At 72.8% G+C, this 16,786-nt stretch carries 17 protein-coding genes; 11 read left to right on the plus strand and 6 right to left on the minus strand.

The genetic code is table 11. The features are described 5' to 3' along the window. Positions 1 to 52: 52 nt before the first annotated feature. The 6 genes from ABZ386_RS22320 to ABZ386_RS22345 form a co-directional block, all read right to left on the minus strand. The gene (locus tag ABZ386_RS22320) at positions 53 to 793 is read right to left on the minus strand and encodes an FAD:protein FMN transferase (RefSeq protein WP_351348795.1); all 741 of its coding nucleotides are present in this window, start codon (positions 791 to 793) and stop codon (positions 53 to 55) included. A gap of 55 nt (positions 794 to 848) precedes the next feature. Next, the gene (locus tag ABZ386_RS22325) at positions 849 to 1,910 is read right to left on the minus strand and encodes an FMN-binding protein (protein WP_358965636.1); all 1,062 of its coding nucleotides are present in this window, start codon (positions 1,908 to 1,910) and stop codon (positions 849 to 851) included. A 40-nt stretch (positions 1,911 to 1,950) separates the two neighbouring features. Further along, a complete protein-coding gene (locus ABZ386_RS22330; protein WP_198678104.1) occupies positions 1,951 to 3,333 on the minus strand; it encodes a ferredoxin reductase family protein in 1,383 nt (460 codons plus the stop codon). A 126-nt stretch (positions 3,334 to 3,459) separates the two neighbouring features. Beyond that, complete coding sequence (locus ABZ386_RS22335) at positions 3,460 to 4,158, minus strand: L,D-transpeptidase family protein (RefSeq protein WP_356669021.1); 699 nt, start codon at positions 4,156 to 4,158, stop codon at positions 3,460 to 3,462. Positions 4,159 to 4,161: 3 nt separating this feature from the next. Next, positions 4,162 to 4,749 (minus strand): pyridoxamine 5'-phosphate oxidase family protein, encoded by a 588-nt coding sequence (locus ABZ386_RS22340; RefSeq protein WP_351348743.1) that lies wholly within the window; start codon positions 4,747 to 4,749, stop codon positions 4,162 to 4,164. 137 nt (positions 4,750 to 4,886) lie between these two features. Beyond that, positions 4,887 to 5,765: a hypothetical protein gene (locus ABZ386_RS22345; protein WP_358965638.1), complete on the minus strand. Its 879-nt coding sequence runs from the start codon at positions 5,763 to 5,765 to the stop codon at positions 4,887 to 4,889. A gap of 223 nt (positions 5,766 to 5,988) precedes the next feature. Here ABZ386_RS22345 and argH point away from each other — a divergent pair, with 223 nt between their 5' ends. The 11 genes from argH (at position 5,989) to ABZ386_RS22400 (ending at position 16,760) form a co-directional block, all read left to right on the plus strand. Next, positions 5,989 to 7,422 (plus strand): argininosuccinate lyase, encoded by a 1,434-nt coding sequence (gene argH / locus ABZ386_RS22350; RefSeq protein ID WP_351348737.1) that lies wholly within the window; start codon positions 5,989 to 5,991, stop codon positions 7,420 to 7,422. A gap of 135 nt (positions 7,423 to 7,557) precedes the next feature. Continuing rightward, a complete protein-coding gene (locus tag ABZ386_RS22355) occupies positions 7,558 to 8,529 on the plus strand; it encodes an aldo/keto reductase (protein WP_358965640.1) in 972 nt (323 codons plus the stop codon). 81 nt (positions 8,530 to 8,610) lie between these two features. Further along, positions 8,611 to 9,162 carry a helix-turn-helix domain-containing protein gene (locus tag ABZ386_RS22360; RefSeq protein ID WP_351348731.1) on the plus strand — a complete coding sequence of 184 codons (552 nt, stop codon included), beginning with the start codon at positions 8,611 to 8,613 and terminating at the stop codon, positions 9,160 to 9,162. After that, complete coding sequence (locus ABZ386_RS22365; RefSeq protein WP_351348728.1) at positions 9,159 to 10,694, plus strand: MFS transporter; 1,536 nt, start codon at positions 9,159 to 9,161, stop codon at positions 10,692 to 10,694. The genes ABZ386_RS22360 and ABZ386_RS22365 overlap by 4 nt, the downstream gene beginning before the upstream one ends. Positions 10,695 to 10,849: 155 nt before the next feature. After that, the gene (locus ABZ386_RS22370; RefSeq protein ID WP_351348725.1) at positions 10,850 to 11,080 is read left to right on the plus strand and encodes a hypothetical protein; all 231 of its coding nucleotides are present in this window, start codon (positions 10,850 to 10,852) and stop codon (positions 11,078 to 11,080) included. A 2-nt stretch (positions 11,081 to 11,082) separates the two neighbouring features. Beyond that, entirely contained in the window at positions 11,083 to 12,075 is a 993-nt protein-coding gene (locus ABZ386_RS22375) for an AAA family ATPase (RefSeq protein ID WP_358965641.1), read from the plus strand. Beyond that, positions 12,072 to 12,980: a DUF58 domain-containing protein gene (locus ABZ386_RS22380; RefSeq protein WP_356502193.1), complete on the plus strand. Its 909-nt coding sequence runs from the start codon at positions 12,072 to 12,074 to the stop codon at positions 12,978 to 12,980. The genes ABZ386_RS22375 and ABZ386_RS22380 overlap by 4 nt, the downstream gene beginning before the upstream one ends. A 13-nt stretch (positions 12,981 to 12,993) precedes the next feature. Continuing rightward, positions 12,994 to 13,944, plus strand: coding sequence for a VWA domain-containing protein (locus tag ABZ386_RS22385; RefSeq protein WP_355725264.1), 951 nt, complete (start codon positions 12,994 to 12,996; stop codon positions 13,942 to 13,944). A gap of 16 nt (positions 13,945 to 13,960) precedes the next feature. Continuing rightward, complete coding sequence (locus ABZ386_RS22390) at positions 13,961 to 14,851, plus strand: trypsin-like peptidase domain-containing protein (protein WP_358965643.1); 891 nt, start codon at positions 13,961 to 13,963, stop codon at positions 14,849 to 14,851. Positions 14,852 to 14,865: 14 nt separating this feature from the next. After that, complete coding sequence (locus ABZ386_RS22395) at positions 14,866 to 15,534, plus strand: response regulator transcription factor (RefSeq protein WP_351348710.1); 669 nt, start codon at positions 14,866 to 14,868, stop codon at positions 15,532 to 15,534. Further along, positions 15,534 to 16,760, plus strand: coding sequence for a HAMP domain-containing sensor histidine kinase (locus ABZ386_RS22400; protein WP_358965645.1), 1,227 nt, complete (start codon positions 15,534 to 15,536; stop codon positions 16,758 to 16,760). Before ABZ386_RS22395 ends, ABZ386_RS22400 begins: the two co-directional genes overlap by 1 nt. The last annotated feature ends 26 nt before the right edge of the window (positions 16,761 to 16,786 follow it).

The raw sequence follows: 16,786 nt of genomic DNA on the forward strand, positions 1-16,786 counted from the left end.
GGGAGGGCTGTGGCTGGTCGCGCAGTTCCCCGCGCCCCTGGGTTGACTTCACTCACCCCAGTCGTGCGGCCAGGCCTCCGGTGCAGCGCACCTCGTCGCCGGCCGTGATCAGCAGCGCTTCCACGTCCGGCAGCGACTCCAGCCATGCCAGGCCCTCACGCGAGCCCATCGCGAACGCCGCCGTGGCCCAGCAGTCGACGAACGTCAGCCGGGGCCCCACCACCGTCACGGAGACCAGGTCCGTCACGGCTGAACGACCCGTCCGGGGATCGACGATGTGGTCTCCCCGTTCGGCCGTACCGGACGTGGCGACGGACAATTCCGACACCCCCGCCGCGGAGACGACCGCCGCGAGACCCCCGGGACGCAGCGGGTCGGCGACCCCCACCCGCCACGGCCGCTGCCCACCCGGCGTCCCGAGCAACTGCACGTCGCCGCCGCCGTTGACGTTCACCCCGCACACCCCGGGCACCTCCGCCAGCCGCCGTGCCGCCCGTTCGACGGCCCAGCCCTTGACGATGCCGGTCGGGTCGAGGCGGCCCTGGTACGTCGTGCTGAACCAGCCGTCGCTCCGCCGTTCCGCCTCGGCCGCCAGCTCCAGGACCTCGGCGACCTCGGGATCGCACTCCCCGACGGTCAGCTCACCGCGCTGGAGCCGGGCGATCTGGCTGTCCTCGCGGTAGGTGCTGAACACCTCGTCGGCCCGGTGCAGCCCGGCCACGACCTCGTCCAGGGCCGCGCGGACGGCGGCCGGTTCCCCGCCGCGGACGTCGAGGGAGAAGACGGTCCCCATCGTCTCCTCCGCATGACGTACCGCGGCGGGAGCCTGAGCGGAGTCGGCCACGGTGTCAGCCACCGGCCTGGTCCAGCGCCGACTGGAGGGACTGCTTGTAGCCCGCGCTGGTGTAGGTGGCCCCGGAGACGGAGTCGATCTGCGCGTTCCCGGCCGCGACGGCCGCCTGGTTGAGGCGGGGGACGGAGGCGGAGGTGATCTGGTCGCTGCGGCCGCCCTTGGGGGCCTGGACCGCCTCGGCCTTGGTGATCTTCCCGCCCGTGACGGTGACCCGCACCTGGACCGGGCCGTACTGCGTCTGCGACACGCTGCCGGTGAGAGTCTGCGTCTGGGGCTGTGCCTGGCCTCCGCCCGAGCCGGCGGCCTGGGAGGAGCCGCCCCCGGCCGGGACCTTGTCCAGGGCGGACTGCAGGGACTTCTTGTAGCCGGCGCTGGTGTAGGTCGCGCCGGACACGGCGTCGATGTCCGCGTTCCCGGCGGCGACGGCCGCCTGGTTGAGGCGGGGCACGGAGCTGGCCGTGATCTGGTCGCTGCGGCCGCCCTTGGGGGTCTGGACCGCCTCGGCCTTGGTGATCTTCCCGCCGGCGACGGTGACACGGACCTGGACCGGGCCGTACTCGGTCTGCGCGACATCGCCGGTCACGGTCTGGGCGTTGCCCGAGCCCTGCGCGGCGCCGCCCGCGGCCTTGGCCTTGTCCAGGGCGGACTGGAGGGACTTCTTGTAGCCGGCGCTGGTGTAGGTCGCGCCGGACACCGCGTCGATGTCCGCGCTCTGCGCGGCGACCGCCGCCTGGTTGAGCCGGGGCACCGAGCTGGCCGTGATCTGGTCGCTGCGGCCGCCCTTGGGCGCCTGGACCGCCTCGGCCTGGGTGATCTTGCCGTTGGCCATGGTCAGGCGGACCTGCACCGCGCCGTACTGCGTCTGCGCCGCGTCACCGGTGACCGCGCCGTTCACGCCGCCCTGCGGGGCCTGCCCGGCCGCCGCGGGCGGTGCCTGCCCCGCCGCCTGGGCGGAACCCGGGTCGGACGCCGGCTTCAGCGACAGCAGCAGCACGATCCCGGAGACGGTGGCTGCGCCGGCGAGCACGGCACGCCGGACGGGGTGAGACTTCCTCATCGTTTCTCAAGCTCCTGAAGGGCCGTTGGTGTCCCGTCGCTCACATCTCGAACGACTCGTGATGGATACGGCGGGCGGGGACTCCCGCACCGCGCAGTGCCTCGTAGACCGACTGCGCGAAGCCGGGCGGCCCGCACATGAAGACGTCGTGGTCGCCGATGTCCGGGATCTTCCGCTGGAGGGACTCGGCGGAGATGTCGGGGCGTTCGCCGTCCGGGCTGTTGACCGCGTACATCAGCCGCGCCCCGCGCTCGTCGGCGATCTTGGCGAGTTCGCCCCACAGGGCCAGGTCCTGGGTGCTGTTGGCCCGGTAGAGCAGCGTGATGTCCCCCGACGCGCCCGGCAGCGTCTCGAACAGCGCCCGCATCGGGGTGATGCCGACACCGCCCGCGACCAGCAGCACCTTGCCGCGGCTGCGGCGCTGCGCGGTCATCGCGCCGTACGGGCCCTCCGCCCACACCCGGGTGCCGGGTGTCAGGTCGCGCAGCCGCTCGGTGTGGTCGCCGATCGCCTTGACGGTGATCCGCAGCATGTCCGGGCGGGGCGCCGCCGACAGGGAGTACGGGTGCGAGCTGAACCGCATGCCGGGCGCCAGGAACCGCCAGCGGAAGAAGTGCCCGGCCTCGGCGCCCATCCGGTGCAGCTTGCGCCCGCCGATCAGCACGGACACGATGCCCGGGGTCTCCTCGATGACCGCCTCGACCCGCATGCGGTGCCGCAGGTTCAGCCGGATCGGGGTGAGGATCCGGTACCAGACCACCAGCGCGGTCACCACGCCGTACAGCCCGTACCAGAAGGTCTTCGCGGTGGGCTCGACGGCGAACTCGTTGCCGGTCGTGATCTGGTGCCAGAACGTCATGTACACCGAGGCGTACGTGAGCAGGTGCACGTGGTACCAGGTGTCGTACCCGATGAGGCGCCGGACACCGCCGATCGACAGGATCCCGATGAGGAACAGCAGGCCGGTGCCGATGGCCGCCTTGCCCATGTCGGGCAGCTGGTTGACGGAGTCGACGGTCTGCTGGACCACGTCGCCGAGCGACTTGCCCGCCTGCAGTGCGTAGCCCCACATGGTGAGGAAGACGTGGGCGAGGACCAGGCAGAGCGTGTAGCGGCCGGTCATGGCGTGCCAGCGTGCGACCCGGTCGGTGCCCACCCGGCGCTCCAGCGCGGGGACCCGCGCCATCTGGAGCACCACCAGCGCCATCAGGTAGCCGGCGAGCAGACCGGTGATCCGGCCCGCGGCCAGGATCTTGCTCGTGGTGTCCGCGAGGGACGGTGTGTTGTCCCACCACAGCCACAGCACGGCCGCCGCCCCCGCCCACAGGGCGATCAGCAGCGGGACGGCCGGGGAGCGGCGCGGGCGGATGCGGCGCATCGTCTGGCGGCGGGCGGCACGGCCGCCTGCGAGCGTGGTGGTCACGGTTCCTCCGTGGGGACTTGACCCTTGGCCCACAGATACGTGCCGGGACACGTGAGTGTTCAGTGGCTCCCGGAGTCGTGTGCGCTCAGCAGTGACCGTTGGTAACACCCGCACGGCCATCGGCCGTCACAGGCGGGTGACGGCCGTGCTCCCGCTCTCCGTGCCCACGGCGATGTGCGGCCGCCGCGCCGGGTCGGCCCAGGTGAGGATCCGCCGCATGGCGTCCTTCGGCACGGAGACGCACCCGGCCGTCGCCCCGCGCCCGTGGACGTGCAGGAAGATGCCCGCGCCGCGTCCCCGCACGGGACGCTCGTAGTTGAAGCCGATGACCAGCGCGTGCGCGTACTGCGTCCGGTAGGTGATCAGCTGCTCGGACTCGGCGGCCCGGCAGTCGGCCGCACGGGGCTCGCTCCAGCGGTTGTAGGAGCGCGAGTCGTTGTCCTGGCACCACCAGGAGTCCCGGTGCACCCGGCGGTACGGGTACGCCGTCCCGCGCGGCGCCGCCTCGATGCCGAAGGCGTACGGCAGGCCGTACAGGCCCGTGGGCGTGGTGTCGGTGCCCTGCTTGCGGGAGCCGCCCGCGACGAGTCCCTTCGCTCCGAAACGGGCGGGCGCGGAACCGGTGCGCACCCAGCGCCCGCCGGTGCGGTCCCACCAGGTGACGGTGCCCGTCGTCGAGTTCCTCTTCGGAGCCACCGCGGTGATCAGCTGGGTGCCGCCGCCGGTGTCCGCCATCCGGGCCGGCAACGGCGGTGCGGGGGCGGGCGGCCCGGCGCCGAGCACGACAAGGGAGGAGACGGCGAGGGCGAGGGCACCGGGGCGCATGCCTCAGACGGTAGAGGGCGGCAGGGGCAACGGCAGCCCGGGAAGTCCGTCCAGGCTGGTGGCGATGTGCTCCTTCTTGCTGAAGTAGGCGCTGAGCGAGGCGTCGTCCTCGCGGGCGAACCGCTTGCCGTGCAGATCGCGGTCCTGCTCGTACGCCATGAAGGGCACCGCGTAGCCGCAGCTGTCGCGGACGAGTTCGGCCGTGACGACGATGACGGCGCGCAGGCCGTGCTGCGCCGGGTCGATGTCCGGGAAGTGCGCGAGCAGTTCCCCGAAACGGGGGTCGTCGCGGAAGACCGGTTCACCCCTGCCGTGCACCCGGACGATGTTCGGCGGGCCCTGGAAGGCGCACCACATCAGGGTGATCCGCCCGTTCTCCCGCAGATGGGCGATGGTCTCGGCGTTGGAGCCGGCGAAGTCGAGGTAGGCCACGCGGTGCTCGTCGAGGACCACGAAGGAGCCCCGGAGGCCCTTGGGGGACAGGTTGACCGTGCCGTCGGCGGACAGGGGAGCGGTGGCGGTGAAGAAGACCGGCTGCGCCTCGATGAACGAGCGGAGCCGGCCTTCTATGCACTCATAAGTCTTTCCCATGTCTAACGATTATGGGTGCAAGTCCTTCGCCCGTCTAAGGAATTGCGGGATCCGGTCACCTCTGCCGGATCCCGCGGGCCCCTGCCCGTGGCCGCCCCGGCCGGCGCTCACACGGGGCGGCCACAGCGCCTGTCACCTCACTTGGTGAGCGTGCAGGCGGCCAGGGAGTCCAGGCCCTGCGGCTTGGCGGCGGTCCGTCCGATGGCGGTGGCGATGCGGTTGACGGTCGCGACGCGCTTGTCCTTGAGGGGGCCGAGGATGGCGTTCTGGACGAAGTTGGGGCCGCCCTGGCCGACCGTGTTCACCAGGCGGGTGTTGGCTTCCCTGAGCTGGGTGTCGAGGAGGGCGAGGTTGCGGTCGACCTCGGCCTTGGCGGAGGCGGGGACGGCAGGGAGCTTGGAGCGGACGTCCGGGCAGGTGATCGTGCCGGCGGCGGCGTTGCCGGCATTCCCCGCGTTGCCCGCGTTACCGGAGTTACCGGCATTCCCTGCGTTGCCCGCGTTACCGGCATTCCCGGCGTTGCCGCCCGCCTGCGGCTTGCCGGCCGCGCCGCCGCCCGCGTTGGTGCCTGCGGCGTTCAGCTTGCAGGTGGCCAGGGAGTCCAGGCCCTGGGGCTTGGCGGCGGTCCGTCCGATGGCGGTGGCGATGCGGTTGACGGTCGCGACGCGCTTGTCCTTGAGGGGGCCGAGGATGGCGTTCTGGACGAAGTTGGGGCCACCCTGGCCCACGGTGTCGACCAGGCGCTTGTTGGCTTCCTGGATCTGCGTGTTGAGCAGGGCGAGGTTGCGGTCGACCTCGGCCTTGGCGGAGGCGGGGACCGCCGGGAGCTTGGAGCGGACGTCCGGGCACGAGATGGTGCCAGGGCCCGCCAGCGTCCGGGCGTTCGTGCCGCCGCCGTCGGACGACTCCCCGGCGAGGGCGAAGCCGGCGATCGCGGTGCCGGACAGCGCCACCGCGGCCGCGCCGCCGATGAACGTGACGCGACGCTTGTTGTACTTCGGAAGAGCCCTGGACATGGGGGTGCCTCACTAGGGGGTCGGTGGTCGTCGGTGTACAAACGCGGCGCCTGCGTTCGGCGAGAGGTACGGGTAAGCGGTTTCGCGCGTTCAAGGGATCTTCAAATTCCTCTCAGCTGGCCGGAATCCGCTCCTCGGCCCCGCTGAATTGACGAATCATGCAGAGGTCTGCATACTCATGCATGATGGTGAGGCACATCCACACCCCTTGAGGAGCACGCAGGTGAGCAGCAACAGCGGTGACGTCCGGCTCTGGGGCGGCCGATTCGCCGACGGTCCCGCCGAGGCCCTGGCGAAGCTGTCCGCGTCCGTCCACTTCGACTGGCGGCTCGCGCCGTACGACATCGCCGGTTCGCGTGCCCACGCGCGCGTGCTGCACAAGGCGGGCCTCCTCACGGAGGACGAGCTGACCCGCATGATCGCCGGGCTCGACCAACTGGAGGCGGACGTCGCCGACGGCACCTTCGTGGGCACGATCGCCGACGAGGACGTGCACACGGCCCTGGAGCGCGGCCTGCTGGAGCGCCTCGGCCCCGACCTCGGCGGCAAGCTGCGCGCCGGCCGCTCCCGCAACGACCAGGTCGCCACCCTCTTCCGGATGTACCTGCGCGACCACGCCCGGGTCATCGGCGGCCTCATCGCCGAGCTCCAGGACGCGCTGATCGGCCTCGCCGAGGCCCACCCGGACGTGGCGATGCCCGGCCGCACGCACCTGCAGCACGCCCAGCCGGTCCTCTTCGCCCACCACGTCCTGGCGCACGTCCAGTCCCTCTCCCGGGATGCCGAGCGCCTGCGCCAGTGGGACGCGCGCACGGCGGTGTCGCCGTACGGCTCGGGCGCCCTGGCGGGCTCCTCCCTGGGTCTTGACCCGGAGGCGGTGGCGAAGGACCTCGGATTCGAGCACGGCTCCGCGGGCAACTCGATCGACGGCACGGCCTCCCGCGACTTCGTCGCCGAGTTCGCGTTCATCACGGCGATGATCGGGGTCAACCTCTCCCGGATCGCCGAGGAGGTCATCATCTGGAACACGAAGGAGTTCTCCTTCGTGACCCTGCACGACGCGTTCTCCACGGGCTCGTCGATCATGCCGCAGAAGAAGAACCCGGACATCGCGGAGCTGGCGCGCGGCAAGTCGGGCCGGCTGATCGGCAACCTGACGGGCCTGATGGCCACGCTCAAGGCCCTCCCGCTCGCCTACAACCGCGACCTCCAGGAGGACAAGGAGCCGGTCTTCGACTCCATCGACCAGTTGGAGGTCCTGCTCCCCGCCTTCACCGGCATGATGGCCACGCTCACCGTCCACCGCGAGCGCATGGAGGAACTGGCCCCCGCCGGCTTCTCCCTCGCCACGGACATCGCCGAGTGGCTGGTCAAGCAGGGCGTCCCGTTCCGCGTGGCCCACGAGGTGGCCGGCGAGTGCGTGAAGGCCGCCGAGGCGGAGGGCAAGGAACTGGACGAGCTGACGGACGAGCAGTTCGCCAAGATCTCCACCCACCTCACCCCGGAGGTCCGCTCGGTCCTCAACGTCCCCGGAGCGCTCGCGTCCCGCAACGGCAGGGGCGGCACGGCTCCGAGCGCGGTCGCGGTCCAGCTGGCAGAGGTGAAGGCGGATGTGCAGGCCCAGCACTCCTGGGCCACAGCAAGGCAAGGCTCCTAGAGGCGCGGGGAACTGCGCGAACGGGCGAGGGCGACCCGCACTCGCCGACGCACCGTGACGGCCGAGCTCCGGGGCGAAGGTCATCGCAGGTTACGTTGTCCGGAAGCCACCGGAGCCGACCGAACGGAGCCGACGATGCCCTTCGCCCGCCTGGCCACAGCGACAACCCCCACCTGCCACATCGGCCTCGGCCTCGCCGCCGTCGGACGCCCCGGCTACATCAACCTCGGCCGGAACGAAGACCTCGGAGAAGACCGCAGCGTCGAAACGCTCCGCACCCGCACCCACGAACTCCTCGACGCCGCCTACGCCCAGGGCGTCCGCTACTTCGACGCCGCCCGCTCCTACGGCCGCTCCGAGGAGTTCCTCGCCGACTGGCTCAAGGACAGGCCCGGCCTCGACGACATCGTCATCGGCAGCAAGTGGGGCTACACCTACACCGCCGACTGGTCCACCGACGCCGAGACGCACGAGGTCAAGGACCACACCCTCGCCACCTACGAACGGCAGCGCGCCGAGACCGACGCCCTGCTCGGCGACCGCCTCGACCTCTACCAGATCCACTCGGTGACCCCGGACAGCCCGGCCCTCACCGACAAGGAACTGCACGCGAAGCTCGCCGAAGTCGCCGCCCAGGGCCTCACCATCGGCTTCTCCACCAGCGGCCCCGCCCAGGCGGACGCGATCCGGGCCGCCCTCGCGGTGACGGTCGACGGCGAACCCCTCTTCCGTACCGTGCAGTCCACGTACAACGCGCTGGAGACCTCCGCCGCCCCCGCCCTCGCCGAGGCGCACGACGCCGGGCTCACCGTGATCGTCAAGGAGGGCATGGCCAACGGCCGCCTCGCCGGGCCGCACGCCCCGGACGTCCTCAAGGAGATCGCCGAGCAGACCGGACTGGGCTGCGACGCCGTCGCCCTGGCCGTCATCCTGCGCCAGCCCTGGGCCGGTGTCGTCCTCTCCGGCGCCGCCACCACCAACCAGCTCGCCTCGAACCTGCACGCCGCCGTCGTCGACCTCGCCGACGACCAGCTGGCCCGCCTCGCCACGCTCGTCGAGGAGCCACACGCGTACTGGGAGCGCCGCGGACAGCTGCCCTGGCACTAGTCATGTGCCGAACTTGAACCGCCATGAGTCACGCATGCCCAGCGTGAGACATTGACGTCTCATGTGGGTTATGGTTGTCTCATGGCTGTCGATCCTGACCACGTGCTGCGCACCGCCGCGGCCCTGCTGACCCGCAAATCCACCGCGACCATGGACGAGGTCGCCAAGGCCGCCGGGATCAGCCGCGCCACACTGCACCGGCACTTCGCCGGGCGGGACGCCCTCGTCCGCGCCCTGGAGTCGCTGGGCATCGAGGAGTGCCAGGCCGCGCTGGACGCCGCCCGGCTCGACGAGGGCACGGCGAGCGAGGCCGTACGCCGGCTCGTCGCGGCTGTCGAGCCCGTCGCCGGACTGCTCGCGTTCCTCTACACCGAGAACCAGCTGTTCGAGGGCGAGGAGCAGAACGCCGGCTGGACCCGGCTCGACGACCGGATCTCCGCCCTGTTCCGGCGCGGCCAGCTCAGCGGCGAGTTCCGCATCGACCTCACGCCCGCCTGGCTCACCGAGGCGCTGTACGGCCTGCTGGCCTCCGGCGCCTGGATGGTGCAGAGCGGCAAGGGCGCCCCCAAGGACTTCCAGCACATGATCGTCGAGCTGCTGCTCGGCGGCGCACTCAGGAGAGAGGAATCATGACCAGCACCCTGCGGCCGGCGTCGACGACCGAGGCGGTGCGGCGCCCGGGCCGCTGGCTCGCGCTCGGCGTGCTCGTGCTCGCCGTGCTGCTGGTGGCCGTCGACGCGACCGTCCTCGGCCTCGCCACCCCCTACATCAGCGAGGACCTGAAGCCCACCGGCACGCAGCTGCTGTGGATCGGCGACGTCTACTCGTTCGTCATCGCCGGTCTGCTCGTCTCCATGGGCAGCCTCGGCGACCGCATCGGCCGCAAGCGGATCCTGCTCGTCGGCGCCACGGCGTTCGGCGCGATATCCGTGCTCAACGCCTACGCCACCACCCCCGAGACGATGATCGTCGCCCGGGCGCTGCTCGGTGTCGCCGGCGCGACCCTGATGCCGGCCACGCTCGCCCTGATCCGCAACCTCTTCCACGACCCGCGCGAGCGCAGTCTCGCCGTCGGCATCTGGGGCGCCACCGCCTCCGCCGGGACGGCCGTCGGCCCGATCGTCGGCGGGTTCCTGCTGGAGCACTTCTGGTGGGGCTCGGTCTTCCTGATCAACCTGCCCGTGATGGCCGTGCTGGTCCTGGTCGGGATCAGGCTGCTGCCCGAGTCGCGCACCGCGAACCCCGGCCCCTGGGACCTGGTCAGCGTGGTGCTGTCGCTGGTCGGCATGATCGGCATCGTGTACGCCGTCAAGGAGGCGGCGACCCACGGCTTCGCCTGGAGCACCCTGGCCGCCGGTCTGCTGGGCGCGGCGGCTCTCCACGGCTTCGTCCGCCGTCAGCTGACGCTCCCCGCCCCGCTGCTCGACATGCGCCTGTTCCGCAACCGCGGCTTCAGCGGGGCGGTGCTCGCCGACCTGCTCACCATCCTCGGCCTGTCCGGGCTGGTGTTCTTCCTCTCGCAGTACCTGCAACTCGTCCAGGGCAGGCGCCCGTTCGAGGCGGGTCTGGCCGAACTGCCCGCCGCGATCGGCGCGGTGGTGGCCGGGCTGGTCGCGGGGCGCGCGGCCCGGCGCTTCTCCGTGCGGGCCGTCGTCTCCGGAGGCCTCGCGGCGATCGGCCTCGCGCTGGCCGCGCTCACGGTGATCGGCCAGTCCACCGGCTACCCGCTGCTCGGCGCGGCACTGCTCGTGGTCGGCGTCGGCGCCGGCTTCTCGTTCACCGTGACCGCCGACGTGATCCTGTCCAGCGTGCCCAAGGAGCAGGCGGGCTCCGCGTCCGCCGTGTCCGAGACGGCGTACGAACTCGGCGCCGCCCTCGGCATCGCCGTACTCGGCTCGATCGTGACCGGCGTCTACCGCGACTTCACGGGCCCCGCGGGCACCCCGGCCGCGGCCCACGAGTCGCTGGGCGGCGCCGTCGAGGCCGCCGCTGGCATGCCCGCGCACACCGCCGCGACCATGCTGGACGCCGCCCGCACGGCCTTCGTCGACGGCCTGGCCCTCGCCGCGGGCGTCGGAGCGGCGGTGCTGCTCGCCGCGGCGGTGGCGGCGTGGTTCCTGCTGCGGGGGCAGCGGCTGGAGAGCGGCGGGGCGGAACACCCGTAGTCCCACGGCAGCACACCCGTAGTCCCACGGCGGGACACCCGTAGCCCCGCGGCGGTGCCCGGCCCCGCACCGGCTTTAAGCCCGTTTTCGCCCTCGCCTGATGGTCTTGGCTCCGTACCCGACGTCGTTCCCCACGGCCGAAGGAGCCACCGACCATGACACGTCGTACGAAGAAGGCGATCGCCACCGTCTCCGTCCTGGCCGCCGCGGGCCTCGCAGGCGGTGGTGCCGCCCTCGCCGCGGAGGGTGACGGGACGCCGCGCGAGCAGGTCAGGTTCGTCGTCGAGGAGGGCACCCCCGCCGGCGGCGCGGCGGACGGCGAGGACTGCCCCCGGAAGGGCGGCGGCACCACCCCGGGCGGTGGCGACCCCGCCTCGGAGCTGTGACCGTGCCGGCCGACGCCGTGAACCCCGACGGCAAGCTCCTGGAAGAGGCCCTCTTCGAGGTCAAGCGCGTGATCGTCGGCCAGGACCGCATGGTGGAGCGGATGTTCACCGCGGTCCTGGCCCGCGGCCACTGCCTGCTGGAGGGCGTGCCGGGCGTCGCCAAGACGCTCGCCGCGAAGACGCTGGCGCACGTGGTGGGCGGCCGGTTCGCCCGGCTCCAGTTCACGCCCGACCTCGTCCCCTCCGACATCACCGGCACCCGCGTCTACCGGCCCTCCCGGGAGAGCTTCGACATCGAACCCGGCCCGGTCATCGCCAACGTCGTCCTGGCCGACGAGATCAACCGCGCCCCCGCCAAGGTGCAGTCCGCCCTGCTGGAGGTCATGGGCGAGCACCAGGTCTCCATCGGCGGCACCACGCTCCCCGTCCCCGAACCCTTCCTCGTCCTCGCCACCCAGAACCCGATCGAGTCCGAGGGCGTCTACCACCTCCCCGAGGCCCAGCGCGACCGCTTCCTGCTGAAGGTGGAGGTCGCCGCGCCCAGCGAGTCCGAGGAACTCGCCATCCTCTACCGGATGAGCGTCGACCCGCCCCGTCCGCGCCGGATCCTCACCCCGGAGCGGCTGGTCGCGCTCCAGCGCGGCGCCGACGAGGTGTTCGTGCACCACGCCGTCGCCGAGTACGCCGTACGGCTCGTCTGCGCGACCCGTGACCTGGCCGGTCCGGAGCGGCGCCTGGCGCACGGCGCCGGTCCGCGCGCCACCCTCGGCCTGGTCGCCGCCGCCCGCGCGCTGGCCCTGCTGCGGGGCCGCGGCTACGTCCTGCCCGACGACGTGGGCGACCTGGCCCACGAGGTCATCGGGCACCGCCTGGTCCTCTCCTTCGACGCGCTCGCCGACGGAGTGACCGGACCGCAGCTCGTCGACGAGGTCCTCGCCTCCGTGGAACCGCCGAGGATCAGCCCCCGGCAAGCCGCCGAGGAGGCCGTGGCATGACTCCGACTCTCGGTGAACTCACCCCCGAGCAGGCACTGCGGCACCTGGAACTGCTCTTCACCCGGCACCCCGACGGCCTGCTCCAGGGCGACCACCCCTCCCTCGTGCCCGGCCCGGGCGAGGAGATGGCGGAGACCCGGCCGTACGTCATCGGCGACGACGTCCGCCGCATGGACTGGAACGCCACCGCCCGCACCACCGTCCCGCACGTCCGCCTCACCCTCGCCGACCGCGAACTCACCACCTGGATCGTCCTCGACGCCTCCGCCAGCATGGACTTCGGCACCGCCCGGATGGAGAAGCGGGACCTCGCGGTGGGCGCGGCGGCCGCGGTCGCCTTCCTCACCGAACGGGCCGGCAACCGCCTCGGCGCCCACCTCGCCGGGCCGGACGGCAGCCGGCGCATCCCGCCCCGCACCGGCCGCCGCCACCTGCTCGCGCTCCTGCGGACCGCGCTCGAACGCCCGCGCGTCACCCCCGGCCCCCCGGCGCACCACCTCGCCGACGCCCTGCACTCCCTGCGCGCCCTGCCCGCCCGCGGTCTGGTCGCCGTGATCTCCGACTTCCTGGAGACCGGCTGGGAGCAGCCCCTGAAGACCGTGGCACGCCGCCACCAGGTCCTCGCCGTGGAGATCGTCGACCCGCGCGAGCTGGACCTGCCGCCCGTCGGGCTCCTCACCGTCGTAGACCCGGAGACCGGCCGGCGGCGGGAGATCTCCACGCACACCCGGGGACTCAGGGAGCGCTACCAGCGCGCCGCACTGGAACAGCGGGCGCTGATCCGGGAGTCCATCCGCCGCGCGGGCGCCGCCCAGCTGCGGCTGCGCACCGACCAGGACTGGGTGCGTGACATCGTCCGGTACGTCGAGGCACAGCGCCGCCGGGCCGGCGGCGGGGCCGCGTGAAGGAGGAGGCACGATGAGTCTGCGCTCACCCGGCTGGCTCCTGCTGCTCGTGCCGCTCGCCGGTCTGATCGCCGCGTACGTCCTGGTCCAGCGCCGGCGCAGCCGCTACGCCGTCCGCTTCACCAACCTCGACCTGCTCGACAAGGTCGCCCCCAGCCGCCCGGGCTGGCGCCGGCACGTCCCCGCCGCCGTCTTCTGCGCCACGCTCGCCCTGCTCGTGCTGGGCTTCGCCCGGCCGACGGCCGACGTGCAGGTGCCCCGCGAGCGGGCCACCATCATGGTCGCCTTCGACACGTCCGGGTCCATGGAGGCCACGGACGTCGAACCCACCCGCTTCGTGGCCGCCCAGCGCGCCGCCCTCGCCTTCGTCGACCGGCTGCCCGAACGGTTCAACACCGGACTCGTCTCCTTCAACGGCTCCGCCACGGTCGCCGTGCCCCCGACCACCGACCGGGCGCTGCTGCGCTCGGCCATCGAACAGCTCACCCTCGGCCAGGCCACGGCGATCGGCGACGCCGTCGTCGCCGCCCGCGACGCCATCCGCGCGCTCGACCGGCAGGCCGCGACCGAACCGCCGCCCGCCCACATCGTGCTGCTGTCCGACGGCGCCAACACCGCCGGCCGCACGGTCGAGTCGGCCGCCGAGGAGGCGGCCCGCGACCGCATCCCCGTCTCGACGATCGCCTACGGCACCGAGGACGGCGTCGTCGACCTCGGCGGCGGCCGCGTCCTCCAGGTCCCCGTCGACGGCCCCGCCCTGGAGAACCTCGCCGCGCGCACCGGCGGCGACTACCACGAGGCCGCCAGCGGAGAGGAACTCCAGGCGGTCTACGAGGACATCGGCAGCTCCGTCGGCCACCGCACCGAGGAGCGCGAGATCTGGCAGTGGTTCGTGGCCGCCGGGCTGGTCACGGCGCTGGTGACGGCCGCGCTGTCCCTGCTGTGGTTCTCGCGGCTCCCGTGACGAAGGAGGTACGACCGTGCGAGACCCGCATCCCCGCACCGGACTGGGCGAGCCCCGGGGCCCGTCGTTCTTCCCGGGCCGGCCGCGCCCCCACGCGGACGACCAGCCCACACCATCGGCCCCACCGCCCTCCGAGACCCCATCACCGCCCCCGGCCTCGCCTCCGCCCCCGCACCCGACCCGCCGTCCTCTCGCCACCGCCGTCCTGGCCGCCGTCCTCGCGGGCGGTCTCGCCGGGTACGCCGCCGGGGCGCTCGGCGACGAGGACCCCGCGCCCGCCTCCGCACCGGCCGCCCGGGGCCAGGGCGATCTCCAGGCCGTCGCCGCCCGGGTGCTGCCCAGCGTGGTCTCCGTCCGCACGGACCGCGGCCAGGGCTCCGGGTTCGTCTTCGACGACCGGGGCCGCATCCTCACCAACGCCCATGTCGTCCAGGGCAGTTCACGCGTGTCCGTCGAACTGCAGGACGGCCGCCGGCTCGCCGCCGAGATCATCGGCGACGACCCCGACCACGACGTCGCCGTACTGGAGCCGGAGACGTCCCGCGGCCTGCGCGCCGCCCGGCTCGCCACCGGCACCCGCCCGGCCGTCGGCGACCCCGTCCTGGCCATCGGCTCCCCGCTCGGCCTGAGCGGCACCGTCACCTCCGGCATCGTCAGCGCCCTGGACCGCTCCGTCCGGCTCGGCGAGGACAGCGGGGGAGGACGGCAGCGGGCCCTGCAGACCGACGCGTCGATCAACCCGGGCAACTCCGGCGGGCCCCTGGTCGACGACGAAGGCCGGGTCATCGGCATCAACACGGCCATCGCGACGTTGGACCAGGACAGAGGCGGTTCCATCGGCATCGGCTTCGCGATCCCCGTGGGCGACGCGGTGGAGTCCGCCCGGACCATCATCGACGGTGGCTGAAGGGGGCCGAGCCCATGCGACTGCTGGTCGTCGAGGACGAGGAGGACCTCGTCGTCGCCCTGAAGGTGGGCCTGATCAGGGCCGGCTACGCGGTCGACGCCGCCCCGGACGTCGACACCGCCACCGAGAAGCTCGCCGTGAACGACTACGACCTGGTCCTGCTGGACCTCAACCTGCCCGACGGCGACGGCTTCGCGGTCTGCCGCGCCATCCGCGCCACCCCCGGCGGCCCCCGCATCCTGATGCTCACCGCCCGCGACCGCCTCGCCGACCGGGTGCGCGGCCTCGACGAAGGCGCCGACGACTACCTCGTCAAACCCTTCGCGCTGCCCGAGCTCCTCGCCCGCATCCGCGCCCTGCTGCGCCGGGAGGACGGCGGCACCTCCGTGGTCGAGGTCGGCGAGCTCCGCCTGGACACCGCCCGCTTCGAGGCGTACCGAGGACAGCGGCGGCTTCCCCTCACGCCCAAGGAGTTCGGCGTTCTGCACTACCTGATGACCCGCCCCGGGCGCGTCGTCCCGGCCGAGGAACTGCTCGAACACGTCTGGGACGAGCACGCCGACCCGTTCACCAACACCGTCCGCGTCACCGTCGGCTCCCTGCGCCGCAAGGTCACCGGCGAGGGCGAGCCGCTCATCGAGACGGTGATACGGCAGGGCTACCGCCTGAAGGAGACGCCGTGATGAAACTGTTCCGGCCGACCGGGGCCCGGCTGCGGCTGCCCGCCTTCACCCACACCATCCGCTTCCGCCTCACCGTCCTGTACTCCGGCCTGCTCTTCCTGCTCACCGCCCTCGTCCTCGGCGCCACCTACTTCGCCGTCGAGCGCAGCGGCGAGGCCCACCCGGTCAGCAAGCAGTTCCGGGCCGAGAAGTACGTCAACGGCGTCTACATGGGCGAGTTCGACGCCGTGAAGCTCCAGGAGGTCGAGGCGGCCGTCACCTACGAGACCCTCGGCAACCTCCGCAACTTCTCCTTCCTCGTCCTAGGCGCCCTCGCCGTCGCCAGCCCCGTCATCGGCTGGATCCTCGCCGGCCGCGCCCTGCGCCCCGTCCGCGCGATCTCCCGCACGGCCGCCGACATCCAGGCCACCGACCTCTCCCAGCGCATCCGCCTCACCGGCCCCAAGGACGAACTGCGCGACCTCGCCGACACGGTCGACTCCATGCTCGACCGGCTGGACGAGGCCTTCCGCGCCCAACGCCAGCTCATGGACGACGCCTCCCACGAGCTGCGCAGCCCGCTGGCGATCATCCGCGCCAACGTCGACGCCGTCCTCACGGCAGAGGACTCGGACGAGGAGGACCGCCGCATCGCCGCCCGCAGCGTCGACCGGGCCACCACCCGCATGACCCGCCTGGTCGAGGACCTCCTGGCCACGGCCCGCCGCAGCGCCCCCGCCCTGGCCGACGCGGACGTCGACCTGGCAGCGGCGGCCGCCGAGGCCTGCGAGGAGTTCGCCCCGCTGGCCGCCGAACGGGGCCTGGCACTGCACCGCGGCCTCGCCCGCGGGCTCACGGTCATCGGCGACCACGACGCCCTGCGCAGGGCGGTCGGCAACCTGCTCTCGAACGCGGTACGGCTGGCCCCGCCGGGCTCCCGCATCACCGTCGCGGCGGGGCGGGACGGCTCTTGGCTCTGGACGGCCGTACGGGACGAGGGCCCGGGCATCGGCGACGACGACCGGGCGCGGGTCTTCGACCGCTTCTGGCGGGCCAAGGGAAACGGCGGCGGCCGCGACCGTCACGCAGGCCTGGGCCTCGCGATCGTCAGACAGATCGTCGAGTCGCACGGCGGCCAGGTCCGCCTGTTCTCACGGGTGGGGGAGGGCTCGACGTTCGTCCTGTGGTTCCCGGGGCCGGGCGCCGACCGGACAAACGGGGGCCCACCGGACACGGCCCCGTTCTAGGGGGTGTCCGCAAAGTCCCGCCTGCC

Origin of the sequence: Streptomyces sp. NPDC006140, from assembly GCF_040628815.1 — a bacterium.
In the GTDB taxonomy this organism is placed as follows: domain Bacteria; phylum Actinomycetota; class Actinomycetes; order Streptomycetales; family Streptomycetaceae; genus Streptomyces.

Coding starts and splice junctions, on each gene's coding strand:
- ABZ386_RS22320 (WP_351348795.1), bottom strand. CDS start 793: ATGGGGACCGTCTTCTCCCTCGACGTCCGCGGCGGGGAACCGGCCGCC.
- ABZ386_RS22325 (WP_358965636.1), bottom strand. CDS start 1,910: ATGAGGAAGTCTCACCCCGTCCGGCGTGCCGTGCTCGCCGGCGCAGCC.
- ABZ386_RS22335 (WP_356669021.1), bottom strand. CDS start 4,158: ATGCGCCCCGGTGCCCTCGCCCTCGCCGTCTCCTCCCTTGTCGTGCTC.
- ABZ386_RS22340 (WP_351348743.1), bottom strand. CDS start 4,749: ATGGGAAAGACTTATGAGTGCATAGAAGGCCGGCTCCGCTCGTTCATC.
- ABZ386_RS22345 (WP_358965638.1), bottom strand. CDS start 5,765: ATGTCCAGGGCTCTTCCGAAGTACAACAAGCGTCGCGTCACGTTCATC.
- ABZ386_RS22355 (WP_358965640.1), top strand. CDS start 7,558: ATGCCCTTCGCCCGCCTGGCCACAGCGACAACCCCCACCTGCCACATC.
- ABZ386_RS22360 (WP_351348731.1), top strand. CDS start 8,611: ATGGCTGTCGATCCTGACCACGTGCTGCGCACCGCCGCGGCCCTGCTG.
- ABZ386_RS22365 (WP_351348728.1), top strand. CDS start 9,159: ATGACCAGCACCCTGCGGCCGGCGTCGACGACCGAGGCGGTGCGGCGC.
- ABZ386_RS22370 (WP_351348725.1), top strand. CDS start 10,850: ATGACACGTCGTACGAAGAAGGCGATCGCCACCGTCTCCGTCCTGGCC.
- ABZ386_RS22380 (WP_356502193.1), top strand. CDS start 12,072: ATGACTCCGACTCTCGGTGAACTCACCCCCGAGCAGGCACTGCGGCAC.
- ABZ386_RS22385 (WP_355725264.1), top strand. CDS start 12,994: ATGAGTCTGCGCTCACCCGGCTGGCTCCTGCTGCTCGTGCCGCTCGCC.
- ABZ386_RS22395 (WP_351348710.1), top strand. CDS start 14,866: ATGCGACTGCTGGTCGTCGAGGACGAGGAGGACCTCGTCGTCGCCCTG.
- ABZ386_RS22400 (WP_358965645.1), top strand. CDS start 15,534: ATGAAACTGTTCCGGCCGACCGGGGCCCGGCTGCGGCTGCCCGCCTTC.